Origin of the sequence: Microbacterium sp. 1S1 (genome assembly GCF_008271365.1) — a bacterium.
Taxonomy (GTDB): domain Bacteria; phylum Actinomycetota; class Actinomycetes; order Actinomycetales; family Microbacteriaceae; genus Microbacterium.
Genome location: NZ_CP043430.1, coordinates 2,384,563 through 2,399,876, shown reverse-complemented (window position 1 = coordinate 2,399,876; position 15,314 = coordinate 2,384,563). Strand labels below are relative to the sequence as shown.

13 protein-coding genes are annotated in these 15,314 nt (G+C 70.0%); 3 read left to right on the top strand and 10 right to left on the bottom strand.

The annotated features are described in order from the left end of the window. Positions 1-83: 83 nt before the first annotated feature. The gene (locus tag FY549_RS11575; protein ID WP_200838562.1) at positions 84-419 is read right to left on the bottom strand and encodes a hypothetical protein; all 336 of its coding nucleotides are present in this window, start codon (positions 417-419) and stop codon (positions 84-86) included. Beyond that, positions 416-883, bottom strand: coding sequence for a hypothetical protein (locus FY549_RS11570; protein WP_149085152.1), 468 nt, complete (start codon positions 881-883; stop codon positions 416-418). Before FY549_RS11570 ends, FY549_RS11575 begins: the two co-directional genes overlap by 4 nt. Before the next feature lie 83 nt (positions 884-966). On the opposite strand from FY549_RS11570, the gene FY549_RS11565 reads away from it, so the two are divergent. Then, positions 967-1,917, top strand: a complete 951-nt coding sequence (locus tag FY549_RS11565) for a DUF1345 domain-containing protein (protein ID WP_149085151.1) — start codon at positions 967-969, stop codon at positions 1,915-1,917. Positions 1,918-1,920: 3 nt separating this feature from the next. Here the strand turns inward: FY549_RS11565 and FY549_RS11560 are convergent, their stop codons facing one another. Then, positions 1,921-2,583, bottom strand: coding sequence for a GntR family transcriptional regulator (locus tag FY549_RS11560; RefSeq protein ID WP_149085150.1), 663 nt, complete (start codon positions 2,581-2,583; stop codon positions 1,921-1,923). Positions 2,584-2,658: 75 nt separating this feature from the next. On the opposite strand from FY549_RS11560, the gene FY549_RS11555 reads away from it, so the two are divergent. Then, positions 2,659-5,508, top strand: coding sequence for an FAD-binding and (Fe-S)-binding domain-containing protein (locus FY549_RS11555; protein WP_149085149.1), 2,850 nt, complete (start codon positions 2,659-2,661; stop codon positions 5,506-5,508). Positions 5,509-5,554: 46 nt separating this feature from the next. Here FY549_RS11555 and FY549_RS11550 read toward each other — a convergent pair whose 3' ends face one another. The 6 genes from FY549_RS11550 to FY549_RS11525 form a co-directional block, all read right to left on the bottom strand. Next, positions 5,555-6,904, bottom strand: coding sequence for an alpha-L-fucosidase (locus FY549_RS11550; protein ID WP_149085148.1), 1,350 nt, complete (start codon positions 6,902-6,904; stop codon positions 5,555-5,557). Further along, positions 6,901-8,448 carry a M81 family metallopeptidase gene (locus tag FY549_RS11545; RefSeq protein ID WP_276545329.1) on the bottom strand — a complete coding sequence of 516 codons (1,548 nt, stop codon included), beginning with the start codon at positions 8,446-8,448 and terminating at the stop codon, positions 6,901-6,903. The genes FY549_RS11550 and FY549_RS11545 overlap by 4 nt, the downstream gene beginning before the upstream one ends. Positions 8,449-8,513: 65 nt before the next feature. Beyond that, a complete protein-coding gene (locus FY549_RS11540; RefSeq protein WP_149085146.1) occupies positions 8,514-9,488 on the bottom strand; it encodes an ROK family protein in 975 nt (324 codons plus the stop codon). Next, positions 9,485-10,399, bottom strand: coding sequence for a carbohydrate ABC transporter permease (locus FY549_RS11535; RefSeq protein WP_149085145.1), 915 nt, complete (start codon positions 10,397-10,399; stop codon positions 9,485-9,487). The genes FY549_RS11540 and FY549_RS11535 overlap by 4 nt, the downstream gene beginning before the upstream one ends. After that, positions 10,389-11,294, bottom strand: a complete 906-nt coding sequence (locus FY549_RS11530; protein WP_149085144.1) for a carbohydrate ABC transporter permease — start codon at positions 11,292-11,294, stop codon at positions 10,389-10,391. Before FY549_RS11530 ends, FY549_RS11535 begins: the two co-directional genes overlap by 11 nt. A gap of 43 nt (positions 11,295-11,337) precedes the next feature. After that, on the bottom strand, positions 11,338-12,597 hold the full coding sequence (locus FY549_RS11525; RefSeq protein WP_149085143.1) for an ABC transporter substrate-binding protein: 1,260 nt from the start codon (positions 12,595-12,597) through the stop codon (positions 11,338-11,340). Between the two features lie 199 nt (positions 12,598-12,796). On the opposite strand from FY549_RS11525, the gene FY549_RS11520 reads away from it, so the two are divergent. Continuing rightward, positions 12,797-13,948 (top strand): ROK family transcriptional regulator, encoded by a 1,152-nt coding sequence (locus tag FY549_RS11520; protein WP_149085142.1) that lies wholly within the window; start codon positions 12,797-12,799, stop codon positions 13,946-13,948. 19 nt (positions 13,949-13,967) lie between these two features. Here the strand turns inward: FY549_RS11520 and FY549_RS11515 are convergent, their stop codons facing one another. Next, positions 13,968-15,233, bottom strand: a complete 1,266-nt coding sequence (locus FY549_RS11515) for an alpha-L-fucosidase (RefSeq protein WP_149085141.1) — start codon at positions 15,231-15,233, stop codon at positions 13,968-13,970. Between the last annotated feature and the right edge of the window lie 81 nt (positions 15,234-15,314).

Here is a 15,314-nt window from a genome sequence, read left to right as displayed (position 1 = left end):
CACACCGTCGGGGGCGCGATCGCGACAACTCTACCGGAGCGCCGAGACCGCTCTGCGCCGTATGACGGCGCGACGGATCCGACTCAGGCGCTCGGCAGCGTCAGACTCAGTGCGAGCAGGCTCATCCAGAACACCGCGACGACGCCCAGCCCGGCGAGGAACGTCAGGGCGAGCTCGCCCACACGGCGCCGCCGACCGATCGCGAAGGCGAAACCGAAGACGATCACCGGGAAGACCACGCCGAACAGAAGGGTCGCCCACCCCGTTCCGGTGAGACCGGTCTGAGCCATGGTGATGAGGTGCGCGACCGCGTTCCACACCGCGTAGGCGTAGAAGAGCCCGGCGAGGGCGATCACGGTCCACACGAGCCAGCGCGGCGAGCCGGTCGCCACAGCGGAGGGTGTCTGCGGAGCATTCACGAGCCGATCACCCCCACGGTCACGAAGGGCCAAGGCACGAGCAGCACGACCCCGGCCAAAAGGACCGCCGTACGGATCCAGGAGGCCCTCCCCCGCGTCAGCACCCAGGTCGCGAGGAACCACAGCGCGGGCGCCGCGACGGCCAGCACGAACCAGGGCAGGAACATGAAATCCGCGACGAGGAACGAGGCGAGCGGCTGCAGCCGGAGGCCGCCCGCGATCCAGCCGACCGTGTAGAGCAGGTAGACGCCACCGACGACGCCGACGAGGACCAGCATCGCGTTGCTGGGGCCGGTCGGAGCCCCCTCGTCCTCCGCCGGTGTCCCTGCGGCACCGGTCGTCACGACCTCACTCACGGGCTCGGGGGCCGGCGCCGGCGCCGAACGCGGCGCGGCCGCACGGGCGCGCTGCTCCGCGCTCTCGTCGCCCTCCCAGCTCAGGGCGTCGTCGGAATCGGATGTCATCTCTCCAGCGTAGGACACGGCGGCCACTAGGCTCGGGGATGCCTCGGCGGAGTGGCCGGGGGCTTTCGGGGGAAAGGACAACCATGGCGGAGAACAAGGACACGTCCTCCGGCGCCCAGCGCCGCGTCGACACGGGAGCCCCGACCGGCGAGCCGGCCGCGGGCTGGGCTCCGAGCCCGGAGGCCAAGGCCTCCGCCGCACGCTTCCGCGTCATCGCCGCGGTCCTCTGGGCACTGGCGATCGCCGGCGAGGGCGTCGGCATCTTCTGGCTCCTGCGCCAACGCGAGTTCGTCGACGAGGGCGGCACGCTGCTCCGCGATCCGGACACCGGGCTCTTGGAGGAGCAGGGAGCGACCGCCCAGTTCCCGCAGTGGGCTTTCGTCACCCTGCTCGTCCTCCTGGTGATCATCGCCGCGCTGTCGATCATCGGCTCGATCCTGTGGAAGAAGGCCAACACGCTCGACCCGGCCCGACGCGCGGACAGGACACGGTTCTTCGTCCAGAACCAGCTCGGCGCGATCATCGCGGTCGTCGCCTTCCTCCCCCTCGTGGTCCTCATCTTCCTGAACAAGGACATGGACAAAGGACAGAAGGCGACCGCGGGCATCGTCGGGATCGTCCTGGCGGTCCTCGCCGCGTTCGTCGGGACGAGCTTCGCCCCGCCGTCCGTCGAGCAGTACACCGCGGACCAGTCGGCTGTGATCCAGCTCCTCGGGGCGGACGAGGTCGTGTGGGTCGACGGCGGCAAGGTCTATCACGTCTGCGACGAGGTGCCCGCGATCCAAACCGGCAGCGAGATCCGCACCGGCACCACCTCCGAGGCCATCGAGGCGGGGAAGATCCGGCTCACCCTGCAGTTCGCGTCCGAGCTGCGCACGTGCGGCCTGGCGGTGCCCCAGAATGCCGACGAGATCACCGAGGCCCTCCGCGCGATCCAGGCCGGCCAGGTCGACACGCCTCTCCCCGCGCCCGTCTGGGCCAACCCGACGGATGCTCCGATCCAGATCGAGGATGCCCCCGCCGACGCGAACTGACCGTCAGGAGGCGCTCAGGGCCTCGACGAGACGGTCCTCGGCCGATGCGAGGTGTGCGCGGAGCACCGCGGCCGCACGCTCCGCGTCCCCCGTGGCGACCGCCTCGAGCATCTCCGCATGCTGCGCCGCGATCAGCTCCGCATCGAGGAGGCGCCGTCCCTGCACCTGTGCCATGCACAGCCGCACCTCGTCCAGGACGCTCCGGTACATGCGGCTGGTCCGCTCGCTGCCCAGCGCGTCGATGAGCGCCGTGTGGAAGCGGAGGTCGGGATCCACCGTCGCGGGGTCGGGACCCACGGCCATGGCCTTCAGCTCTGCGTTCGCCTCCACAGCGGCGGGTGGAACGACGGCGCTCTCCGCGAGTTCGCGCAGTGCCGCGCTCTCCAGTCTGATCCGCGTGCGGTAGACGTCGCGGACGGTCTCCGGCTCGATACCGACCACCCGCGCCGTGCGATGCGCCGTCCGCACGAGGAGGCCGCTCGCCACGAGCTGCTCGATGGCTGCTTTGGCGCTGGGGCGCGCGACGCCGTACGCCTGGGAGACGGCCGCCTCGGTGAGCGGCTCCCCTGAGCGGATCTCTCCGGAGAGGATGCGGGTGCGCAGCTGTCCGGTGACCGCATCGACCACGCCGACCACCCCCAGCGGGCGCTCCGTGGTCGAGATCATGCGCAACAGCCTAGCGAGTGGTTCACGCGTCAGTACACTTGTCAGACAATCTTCGAATCGGAGCAGAGGAGCACCGTGCCCACCACCCTCGACCACCCTCTCGACCCGGCGCTGCTGGGAGCTGAGACGCAGGTCCACGCCCGATCCATCGACCGCTTCGCCCGCGCCCACGACGCCTCGCACTACCTGCTCGTCCCGGACGCGGTCCTCTCGCCCGCCGACGCCGAGGGCGTCGCCCGCGCATTCGCGGCGGTCCGGGCGGCCGGGCGCACGCTCACGTTCCGCTCCGGCGGCACCAGCCTCTCCGGTCAGGGCATCAGCGGCGACATCCTCGTCGACACGCGAAGCCGCTTCCGCGACATCCACGTCGAGGACGACGGCGCCGCGATTCGCGTGGGCCCCGGAGCGACCGTCCGCCAGGTGAACACGCGGCTCGCCCGCTACCGCCGCAAGCTCGGACCGGACCCGGCGAGCGAGATCGCGTGCACGATCGGTGGCGTCGTCGCGAACAACTCCAGTGGTATGGCCTGCGGCATCACGGAGAACTCGTATCAGACGATCACGTCGATGGTGGTGGTCCTGCCCAGCGGCACGATCCTCGACACCGGACGCCCGGATGCCGCTGACGTCCTCCGCGCCTCGGAACCCGCGCTGTTCGCTGGGCTCTCCTCCCTGCGGGAGCGCCTGCTCGCCTCCCCCGAGAATGTCGCGTTCCTGCGTCGGCAGTTCTCGATGAAGAACACGATGGGCTACGGCCTCAACGCCCTGCTCGACTTCGACGACCCGGTGCGCATCCTCGAACACCTCCTCATCGGATCGGAAGGGACGCTCGGGTTCGTCGCCGAGGCGCGTTTCCGCACCATCGAGGTGCGCCCGGCGATCGCCACGGGCCTGCTCGTCTTCGAGACGCTGTCGGCGGCGATGACCGCGCTTCCCGCTCTCACGGAGCTCGGACTCGCGACGATCGAGCTCCTGGACGCCGCCTCGCTGCGCGTCGCCCAGGGCCTGAGCGACGTGCCGGCCGCGATCTCCGAGATCGACGTCCAGGGCCATGCTGCGCTGCTCGTCGAGGTACACGCCGCCGACGACCAGGCCCTCGCCCGCGAGAGTGCGGCAGCGCAGGCGCACTTCGACACCCTCCCGCTCGCCGTCGCGCCACGACTGACGACGGATGCAGGAGAGCGCGCCGCGCTGTGGCACGTCCGCAAGGGCCTCTACACCGCGGTCGCCGGCGCCCGCCCGTCCGGTACGACCGCCCTCCTCGAAGACATCGTCGTACCGGTTCCGCGGCTGCTCGCCACCTGCGAACGACTGATCGAACTGTTCGCAGAGCACGGCTACGAGGGCTCGGTCATCTTCGGGCACGCGAAGGACGGCAACGTCCACTTCCTGCTCAACGAGCGCTTCGACGATCCCGACAGCGTGGCGCGGTACCGCCGCTTCACCGACGATCTCGTCGAACTCGTCCTCGCGCAGGAGGGATCGCTGAAAGCGGAGCATGGCACCGGCCGGATCATGGCGCCCTTCGTGCGGCGGCAGTACGGCGACGAGCTCACCGACATGATGTGGGAGATCAAGCGGCTGTTCGACCCGGACGGGATTCTGAACCCCGGCGTCGTGCTGTCCGACGACCCCGACTCTTACCTCCAGGACCTCAAGCGCGTGCCCAGCGTCGAGCGGGAGGTGGACCGCTGCGTCGAGTGCGGCTACTGCGAGCCCACGTGCCCGAGCAAGAGCATCACCCTGACCCCGCGGCAGCGCATCGTGCTGCGACGGGACATGGCCTGGGCCGAGGAACAGGGCGATACGGCGCTGCTGCGCGACCTCCGCGCGGACTACGACTACGACGGCGTGCAGACCTGCGCCGTCGACGGCATGTGCGGCGTGGCGTGTCCGGTGGACATCAACACGGGCGACCTCGTCCGCCGCCTCCGCGCCGAGCAGGAGAACGCCGTGGAGGGCGCCGCCTGGGGAACGGCGGCGAAGCACTGGAGCACCGTCACTCGCGCCGGCGGCGTGGCGCTCACGGTCGCCGACGCACTCCCCGTTCCGCTCGTGCGCGGTGCGACGCGGATCGGACGGGCGGTGCTCGGCGCCGACACCGTGCCGCTCTACGACGGCGGCCTGCCCCGCGGCGGCTCCGCCCCACCCCGACCCGTCTCCCCGCCGGATGCCCAGGCCGTGTTCTTCGGAGCCTGCATCGGCACGATGTTCGGCCCGGAGGACGAGGGCCCCGGCTCCCGTGATGCCCTCCGCGCACTGCTCGACCGTGCCGGGATCCCCGTCGTGGTCCCGGAGGAGAACGGCGGGCTCTGCTGCGGGACGCCGTGGAAGTCGAAGGGTCACCTCGACGGCTACCGCCTCATGTCCGACCGGGTGCTGGCCTCCCTCTGGGACGCCAGTCGGCACGGCGAGCTTCCTGTCGTCTGCGACGCTGCCTCCTGCACCGAGGGTCTCGACGTGATGCTCGCCCAGGCTGTCGCCGCCCATCCCGAGTACACCGGGCTCCGCATCGAGGACGCGACGACGTTCGTCGCGCGGGAGGTGCTGCCGCGCCTCTCCGTCGACGCCAAGCTCCCCTCGATCGCGGTGCACCCGACCTGCTCGACCACCGCGCTCGGCGCTACGGGAGCGTTGACGACAATCGCTGCCGCCGTCGCGGACGAGGTTTATGTACCCGACGGCTGGGGATGCTGCGCGTTCGCCGGCGACCGGGGCATGCTGCACCCCGAGCTCACCGCGAGCGCGACCGAGCAGGAATCGGCCGAGGTCGCGGCCGCCGATACGGCCCGCGGCGGCTTCGACGCCTTCGTCTCAGCGAACCGCACGTGCGAGATCGGCATGACCCGGGCCACCGGCCGCCCGTACCGCCACGTGATCGAGGTGCTCGAGGAGCGCACGCGCCCTGAGCCCCGGCACGGATAGGGCCCCGCCGGAACACCGGCGGGGCCCTATCTGGCGTCCCTGTGCGTCAGGCGCCGTGCGCGGTGAGCACGGCGACCGGAGCGTCGCGGAGACCGGCGGGGATCACGACGCGGGTCGGGCCGCCGTCCGCGGATGCCCGGGCCGGGGTGCCGTCGGCCCACGACAGCGCAGCGGCCTCGAGTTCGGGCGGCAGCTCGAGCGCGCCGGTCGCCGGGTCGAGCGCGTGCACGTGGACCGCGTCCGCCGAGGTCGTGTAGCGGCGAGGGGTTCCCGTCCGCTCCCCCATCCGCGTCCAGGGCCGCGTGCCGTAGATCGCCGAGCCGTTCACGGCCAGCCAGCCGCCGAGCTGCTGCATCGCGGTCCGCTGCAGCGCCGGGATCGAGCCGTCCGCCGCAGGGCCGACATTGATGAGCAGGTTGCCGTTCTTCGCGACGACGTCGACGAGGAGCCGGATCAGAGCCGTCCCGGAGAGCGAGTGCCGCTCGTCCTCCGCCTGGTTGAACCCGAACGAGTAGCCGAGTCCGCGGGTCGACTCCCACGGCTCCGGGATGATGTCCGGGATGTCCGTGTATTCGCGGGTGAGGAAGCCGTGGTACGGCACGCCCCAGCGGTCGTTCACGACCCCGTCCGGGACGGCGTCGAAATAGCGCTGCAGCAGGGCGGCCACGGCGTACTCCTCCGTGCCCTTGCCGCCGTCCGGCCACTCGATGTCGTTCCAGAGGACGTCCGGAGCGAACCGCTCCACGAGTTCCTCCAACTGCGCGGCGGCGTACCGGGAGAAGTGGGCGTCGTTGCGACGGAAGCGGAAGAGGTCGGTGTCGGACTCGATCGGCGGGAAGTCGCTCACATGCCAGTCGAGCGCTCCGGAGTAATACACGCCGAACCTGGCTCCGGCGCGGCGCGTGGCGTCGTGGAACTCGGAGATGAGGTCGCGCCGGGGGCCGCGGGCGACGGCATTGAATCGCGTGGTCGCGGTGTCCCACAGGCAGAACCCCTCGTGGTGCTTGGTCGTGGGCACGACGTAGCGCGCTCCGGCCGCGACGAGCTCGCCGACGAAGGCGTCGGCATCGAAAGCGGCGGCGTCCCATCGGTCGGCGAGGTCCTCGTACGAGGTCCCGGGACCGTAGGTGCGCTGGTGGCGCTCCCACGTCGGACTTCCCGGGATGCGGACCGTGTTGCCGTACCACTCCGCGTACTGGTGCCATGCGTAGGCGTCCTCGGTGGGGATGTTCACGCCCTCGCCGTGCTGCACGGCCCACGCCGGCACGGAGTACAGGCCCCAGTGCACGAAGAACCCGAGCTTGGCGTCGCGGTACCAGTCCGGCACGCCGTTCGCCGGGTAGACCGGGGCCGCCGCACCGAAGTCGGGGCCGGTGCGCTTCTCGAAGTTCATCATGATGCCGTGTCCTCCTCGTCGGCGCCGCGGCGCACGACCACCGCGGTCAGGTCGGGGTCGCCGGTCGTGTCGAACGGGAACACCCCGGGGCGCAGGCGGTGGTGCCCGAGCCGGAGCAGGTCCTGATCCACCCCACCCGGCGTGAGTGCCAGCGTCCACCCCGCCGCCAGCTCATACAGCTCCGGCTCCAGATAGCCGATCTTCACCACGACGATGTCGGCGGTGGTCGGCTCGAGGCCCAGCATCCGGAAGTCGGAGAGGTGGTGGAAGGGCTTGCGGCGCGCGGTCACGATGGCGTGCAGCCCGCCGACCGCGATCACCACCTGGGTGCCGGCGTCCGGGTCGCCATCGGTGATCGAGAACACCGTGCCGCTGATCTCGACCGGTCCGTGAGGTCCGGCATCGACCGCTGCTCCGGCGGACAGCGTGACCGTCGCACCGACGCCCGCCGCCAAGGCTTCGGCGACCGCTCGCGGATCGAAGATCGAGGCGACCAGCGTCGTGTGCGTTCCGTCGGTGAGCTCGGGTCGCAGGAGCAGGTGGGCAAGGGTCCAGGTCACATCCCCCGCTCCCCCGGCCGTCGGGTTGTCCCCGGAGTCCGAGATCACGTATGGACGCGGGGCACCGGGGGCCAGCGCCTCCTCCAGAGCGTCGTCGAGGCTTCCGGTCTTCGCGACGAAGACGAAGTCCTCCCGCGCCTCCCAGAACATCCGGGCGACGCGCTCCGCCTCCCGGGCGATGACCTCCCGGTCGTCGCCGGTGACCACGACGTAGGCCTGGCAGCGCGGTTCGTCCGCCCACGCGTAGCCGATCCACACCGACGCGTCGATGACACCGGGCAGGGCTTCGATCTCGGGGAGCTCGGCATAGATGCTCTGCGCGGGCTCCAGCCGCGTACTGGTCTTCTCCCCCGGCAGGAGCACCGGAACGGGCACCCAGGCGGTGAAGGGCCGCCGCGCCTGCACGTCGCCGCCGTGCGGTCCACGGAGACGGTCGAGCAGGTTCCACACCGCCCGCTCCTTCGTGTTCAGCCAGTCCTCGTGCGGCGCCATGCGGTAGCAGGTGAGCAGATCCACCGCATCGCGCAGCGTCTCCGAGACGTTGCCGTGCAGGTCCATCGACGTGGACACGAGGGTGTCCGGCCCCAGAGCGTCGCGCACCGCGAGGGCCAGATCGCCCTCGGCATCGTCCATCCCGACGACGCTCATCGCGCCGTGGATGTCGAAGAAGAAGCCGTCGAACGGCCCCTGCGCGCGGATGCCCTCGACGAGCGCATCCTTCATCCGCTGATAGGTGTCCGGGTCCACGGCGCCGCCGGGCAGCGACCGGCCGTGGGTGAGCGGGACCCACTCCGCGGCCTCGGCGAGCTCACGTCCGGCATCGAGGAATGGGTAGTACGCCCGCAACGCGTCGCCTGTGTGGATCGTGAAGGCGTCGTCCCCCGAGATGTGCGGGGAGAAGGTGCTCGACTCGATGGAGATGCCGCCGATGCCGATCCGTGGCCGCGCGAGCCCGCCCTCGGCGAGCGGCGGCAGCGGACCCATCCAGATCTCGTGGGCTTCCGGGCGTACGGTCACGGTGCTGTTCTCCTCTGCGGTCGCAGTCGTGGTCAGGAAACGGGGGCGAGAGCGCGCCGAGCGCTCTCGATGGCGCCGAGCGCGACGGCGTCGGCGCCCAGGACGGCCGGGACGATGCGCAGCGCGATGCCGGACACCGGGGCGTCGGTGCGGAGGGTCCGCTCGATCGACGGCGCCAGGAGGTCCCAGGCCGCCGTGACGCCGCCGCCCACGATCGCGGTCGGCAGGTCGAGGAGCGTCGCCGCACTGGCGCAGGCGAGAGCGAGCGCGCGCCCGGCGGCGTCGAACACCGCGCGCGCGTCGGCATCACCGGCACGAGCAACCTCCGCGACGTCCCTCGCATCACTCACCGAGCGTCCGGTGCGCTCTTCGTACCGGCGGGCGATCGACGTCCCGGAGGCCAGGGTCTCCAGGTGCCCGGTCTGCCCGCAGGTGCAGACGAGGTCGCTGTAGCCGGGCGTGTGTCCGATCTCCCCGGCCGCGCCGTGCGGGCCGTGGTGTAGCTCTCCGCCGATGACGAGCGCGCCGCCGACACCCGTGCCGAGCATGACACCGAGCACGTCGGGAACGCTCGGACCCGCCGCGGCGGCTTCACCGAGGAGGAAGGCGTTCACGTCGTTCTCCACCCGCACCGGCACGCCGAGGCGCTGCGCCAGCTCCGGGCCGAGCGGGAAGCCCGCCCAGTCCGCGAACAGGGCGGACGCGGCGCGGATGGTGCCGCTCTCGTGGTCGATGACGCCCGCGGCGCCCACCCCCACCGCGGCGACCGACACACCGGCCTCAGCTGCCAGCCGTGCGACGAGGCCGGCTGCCGCGTCCGCCATCGCCGAGCCTCCGACGCTCGCCGGTGCCGCCACGCTGCCTCGGGCGAGGATGTCTCCGGAGGGGTCCACGACGAGGGCCGCGATCTTCGTGCCCCCGATGTCCACCCCCGCCAGGGCGAGGTCGGGCCCGGCGTGCGTGAGGCTTCGTCGAGTGTGGTCCGTCTGCTGCCCGACCGCGCTCATCGTCCGCCCAGTCCGGCCATCGCGATGCCCTTGACCAGGTGCTTCTGCAGCACGATGACGAGCAGCGTGGTCGGGATCATCGAGATGATGGCAGCCGCCATCTGCAGGTCCCAGCGCGTTCCGGTGAGGCCGGCGAAGCTCGCCAGACCGACGGGCAGGGTGCCGTGCGCGTTGTAGTCGACGGTCACGATGAGGGGCCACAGGTAGCTGTTCCAGAACGACAGGAACGTGAACACTGCGAGGACGGCGACGGCCGACTTGGACAGCGGCAGGATGATCTGCAGGAACGACCGGATGGGGCCCGCGCCGTCGACACGTGCCGCCTCCTCCAGCTCGTAGGGGATGCCGCGGAAGAACTGCCGCATCAGGAACGTCCCGAAGGCGCCGAACGCGAAGGGCAGGATCAGCGCCTGGTAGGTGTCGACCCAGTTGAACCACTGCATGACCTGGAACATGGGGATCACGAGGACCTCGGCGGGCACCATCAGCGTGGCGAGGAAGAGGACGAAGACCGCGTCCCTGCCCTTCCACCGCAGGCGCCCGAACGCGTATCCGGCCGTCGTGGACACCACGAGCACGACCAGGGTGCCCCCGATCGCCACGATGAACGAGTTCATGATGTAGGTCAGGAACGGTCCATACGCGAAGACGTCGACGAAGTTGCTCCAGCGGATCTCGGAGCCCACCAGGGTCGGCGGCATCGAGAACATCTCCGAGTTCGGCTTGAGGGCCGAGAAGAACGCGTAGACGAGCGGCGCGATGAAGATGAGCGCCGCGACGTAGATGGTGACGTGCGCGAGGATCAGCCGCGCACGGGCGCCCGGCGTGGTCGCCGCACCGCGCGCTCGCTCCCGCTCGCGCTCACGCCGCGGGGCGGTGCCGGTGGGCCGGACGAGGGTCTCAGTGCTCATAGTGCACCCACTTCTTCTGTGCGGCGAACTGGATGCCGGTGATCGCGATGATGATCGCGAAGAGGATCCATGCGGCGGCGGCGGCGAGCCCGAGATCGCCGAAGGTGAAGCCCTGCTCCCAGATGTACATCACGAGCGGCTTGGTGGCGTTGCCGGGGCCGCCTCCGGTGAGCATCTGCGGCTGGACGAAGACCTGGAGCGAGGTGATCATCGTCATGATCGTCGCGAAGAAGATCGACGGAGAGATCATCGGGATGATGATGCTCCAGACCCGGCGGAAGCCCTGCGCGCCATCGATGCTCGCGGCTTCCAGCACACTCTCCGGGAGCTGCTCGAGGGCGGCGGAGAAGATCAGCATGTTGTAGCCGAGCCCCTGCCAGACGCTCATGACGACGACCATGATCATCGCCCAGTTGGGGTCGGCGAGGAAGTTCGGCAGCTCGACCCCGAACCAGGTGACCGAGAGGCCGTTGAACAGACCCTGGGGCTGCAGCATCATCTTCCACACCAGCACGTTCGCGACCATCGGGGTCACGACCGGGATGAAGAAGAGGACGCGGAGAGCCCCGCGGCCGCGGATGCGGGGACCGAGTCCGAGCGCGAGCACGAGCGAGAGAGCGACGCTCAGCGGCACGTACAGCAGCGTGTACACCGCCGAGTTGCGCAGCGCGGGCCAGAAGTCCGGGCTGCTGGTGAACAGCGTGACGTAGTTGTCCACTCCGTTGAAGGTGCGTTCGCCGAAGGTCGGCCAGTCGAAGACGCTCATCACGATCGAGAGCCCCACGGGCACGATCGTGAACAGGGCGAGGCCCACCAGGGCTGGGCTTGCGAAACCCAGCGCCTGGCGGCCCTCGACCTTGGCGAGCGATCCCCGACGTCTCGTCGTGATCGTCATCTCGTTGTCTTTCTGTGTTACTGCTGCGCGGGCCGGATCCGGCTCACTCGCCGAACTGCGCCTGGGCGTTCGACAGCAGCTCCTCCATCGTCATCTGGCCGTTGTAGACGCTGACGAGGTTGGGCTGGATGTAGCTGTCGAGCTTCTGCCAGCTCTTGGTCATGTACAGCGGCACCGTGTCACCGAACGCGGCCTCGAACACCGACTGCACCTGCTCGCGGTACTGCTCGTCGATCGACTCGAAGTACAGCGGCTGCGACGAGATGCGAGCCGGGTAGGAGCGGCCGGACGAGGCGATGTAGTCCTGCGCGTCCTCGCCGACGAGGGACCCGAGCACCTTCAGCGCGGCCTCGGGGTTCTTGCAGTTCTCGGCGATGCCGTAACCGGAGCCGAGGATGGGGCCGGGGTTGCCGTCCACGCCCGCGGGCAGCGGCACCATGCCGGCGGCGAAACCGGACTCGTTGTTGAGGTAGCTGACCGCGTTCCACGTGCCGTCCACGGCCATCGCCGCGTTCCCGCCCGTGTACTGGTTCTCGCCCCAGCCGGTGTCCGACGCGGACGCGACCGGTGCCGCGACCTTCTTGTCCGTGACCAGGCCCGCGTACCAGGAGGCCGCGTCGACGAAGGCTTCGTCGTCGATGTGCAGCGTGCCGTCCTCGGAGGCGGGCTGCGTCGCGGAGTAGGCGATCGGCATCGACATCCACTGGTAGCCGCCCATGCCCATGCCGAATCCGTACTTGCCGTCCTTCGTGGCGTCGGCTGCGATCGTGGCGAAGTCGTCGAACGTCCAGCCGATCTCAGGAGTGGCAGCACCCGCAGCGGTGAGCATGTCCTGGTTGTAGTAGACGAGCATGGTCGCGACGTCGAAGGGAACACCGTAGACCTTGCCCTCGAAGCTGAGGATGCCGTCCGCACTCGGGTTGAACTCCGACCAGTCGATTCCGGCGGTCTTGAGGTCGTCCTCGCTGAGCTCGCGGAAGCCGGCCGTGTAGCCGCCGAGCTGTGCTCCGCTCATACCGGTGATGCAGGCCATGTTGCCGCTGGCCATGTTGGTCGTCAGCTTCGTGAAGAAGTCGCTCCACGGCGAGGTCTGCAGCTTGATCTCGATGTCCGGGTTCTGCTTCTGAGCGAACTCGATCTGCGCCTCGAGCGCGTCAACGTCCGACTCGCTGCCGGCCCACATGTCCACGACGATGGTGTCGCCGTCGGCCGAGCCTCCGGATCCCCCGCTGCTCGCACAGCCGGTCATCGCCACGGCCACGCCCGCGACAGCGGCGACAGCCCCCACACGCAACTTCTTCATTGAATGCCTCCTGAGAAGGGAACGGTTATTTCGAGCCTCGAACTAACCAATTAGGATTTCGTATGAAGTTACGCTGTCATAGTTCGCAGGGTGCCGCAAGCTGAACATCCGATGTTTATCAGGCGGTGATCATTCGTCATTCCCCCGAAACAGACGGCACCCCCGCTACGCTGACGATGCTCCGAGACGAAGGATCTCCATGACGAACCCCGCCGACACCCCCGTCGACGATCCGCACACGCGGCGCATCCTCGACTTCGTCGCGCGGGGGCAGGCTCGCTCCCGTTCTGAGCTCGCCTCCGCGCTCGGCGTCGCCGCGTCGACGGTCGGCCTGCGCGTGCAGGCCCTTCTCGACGCGGGCGTCCTGGAGGAGGCGGGCGCCGGCACCTCCCGCGGCGGCAGACGACCACGCGTGCTCAGGATCGCCGGTGACGGCATCGTCCTGTCCGCCGACCTCGGCGGCCGCCATGCCCGCATCGGACGGCACGACCTCAGCGGCGGCCTCCTCCACTCGGAGACCATCGCGATCGACGTCGCGGACGGCCCGGAGGCGACGCTGAAGAGAGTGTCGGAGGTGTTCGAGCGTCTGCTCGCCGAGACCCGGGTCCACGCGATCGGGGTGAGCCTGCCCGGCCCGGTCGACGTCACGACCGGCTCCGTCGACCAGCCATCACGCATGCCGGGGTGGCCCGGATTCCGTGTCGGCGAACACCTGTCGGCACGCCACGGCGTCCCGGTCGTCGTGGACAACGACGCCAACCTCGCCGCGCTCGGCGAGCACCGTCGCCAGCTCGGGCACACGCAGCACAGCATCACCGTCAAGGCGGGCACCGCGATCGGCAGCGGGATCATCGTGGACGGGCACATCCACCGCGGGGCCACCGCTGCGGCCGGAGACATCACGCACACGCGGATCGACGGCAGCGGGGACATCCCCTGCTCCTGCGGCAACACCGGCTGCCTGGAGACCGTGGCCAGCGGCGCCAGCCTCGTGCGGCAGATGCGCGAGCGCGGCACCACCGGCGTGCGCACCACGGCAGACGTCCTGACGCTGGCACGGGACGCGGACCCGCTGGCGACGACACTCGTCCGCACCGCGGGGACCCACCTGGGTCAGGCACTGTCGGGGGTCGTGAACTTCTTCAACCCGCACGCCCTGTTCCTGACCGGAAGCATGAGCGCCTCGGAGCCGTTCATCGCCGCGGTGCGCAGCCGGGTCTACGAGGCCTGCCACCCGCTCGCGACCCAGCGGCTGCGGATCGAGGCCGCCACCACCGGCGCCGACGCCATCCTGTACGGCGCCGCCCGCCTCGCCCTCGAGGGCATGGAGATCCCGGTGGCGACGACCTGAGCCGCCGCCACCGTCGTCGTCACTCCCCCGTGAGGCGCAGCTCGATCACCGGCATCAGCACGTCGGGACGACGCACCGGAAGGTGCACCGTCAGGGTCCCCTCGGCCTCCCCGGCCGGGGTCATCAGGTCGGCCTGCTGGTCCGGATCACTGACGCTCGTGCGCAGCCAGGACCCGTCGTTCAGGAGCCGCGCATATGAGACCTTGCCCGCGAGGCCGGGCAGATGGACGAAGCCGAGCGGCCAGCTGAACAGGCTCAGATAGAGGCGATCGCCGCGGAGCGTGTACACGCCCTCCCGCGGCGGCGTGAACGGCGCGTGACCGGCCCCGATCACGACGCGGTCGTGGAGGCGCATCCACTCGCCGATCTCCGCGAGGGTCTGCGCGTCCCGGGGCGCGATCGCCCCACGCCCGTCCGGGCCGATGTTCAGGAGCATGTTGCCGCCCATCGACACCGAGTCGACGAGCATCTGCACGAGCAGCGCCGGCGACTTCTGGTCGGTGTTGTCCCGGTGGTAGCCCCACGAGCCGTTGAGCGTCTGGCACGCCTCCCAAACGAGAGGCACGCCGTCCCGGACGATCGGCGCTGTCGGCTGGTACTGCTCCGGCGTCACGAAGTCCGCGGGGATCCCGAGTCGATCGTTGACCAGCATCTCCGGCTGCAGCTCCCGGCACAGCGCGAGGAGCGCCTCGGCGTCCCAGTCCTGCGGCCCCTTACCCGCCCAGCCGTCCTTGGACTCGGGGTAGGTGAAATCGAAGAAGAGGTAGTCGATGTCGCCGTAGTCGGTGAGCAGCTCCCGGACCTGGCCATGCAGGTACTCGCGGTAGCGGGCCATGTCGCGCCCCTCGTTCAGGGCGCGAGCGTTCTCGTCGTCGCGTCGCGGGTGGTTCCAGTCCACCGTGAAGTCGGGGTGATGCCAGTCGATGACGGAGTGGTATAGCCCCACGCGGATGCCCTCGGCACGGAGGGCATCGACATACTCGCGCACGAGGTCGCGCCCGACCGCCGCGACGGAGGTGAAGTCGGTCAGCCTCGAGTCCCACAGGCAGAAGCCGTCGTGGTGCTTCGTGGTGAGCACGACGTAACCCATCCCCGTCTCCTTGGCGGTCTTCGCGAGTGCCCTGGCGTCGAAGAGATCGGGATCGAAATTGTCGAAGTACGGCCGGTACTCCTCGTCGGTGAGGCGTTCGTAGTTCTGCACCCACTCGTGCCGCGCGGCCCCGCTGTAGAGGCCGAAGTGGACGAACATGCCGAAGCGGGCGTCATCAAACCATTCCTGTCGCATGCGTCCATCCTGGCACAGACATCGGATGTCTGTGCTGACGAATGCCGGGCGGAACGCCGAACGGGCGCCCCGGAGGGACGC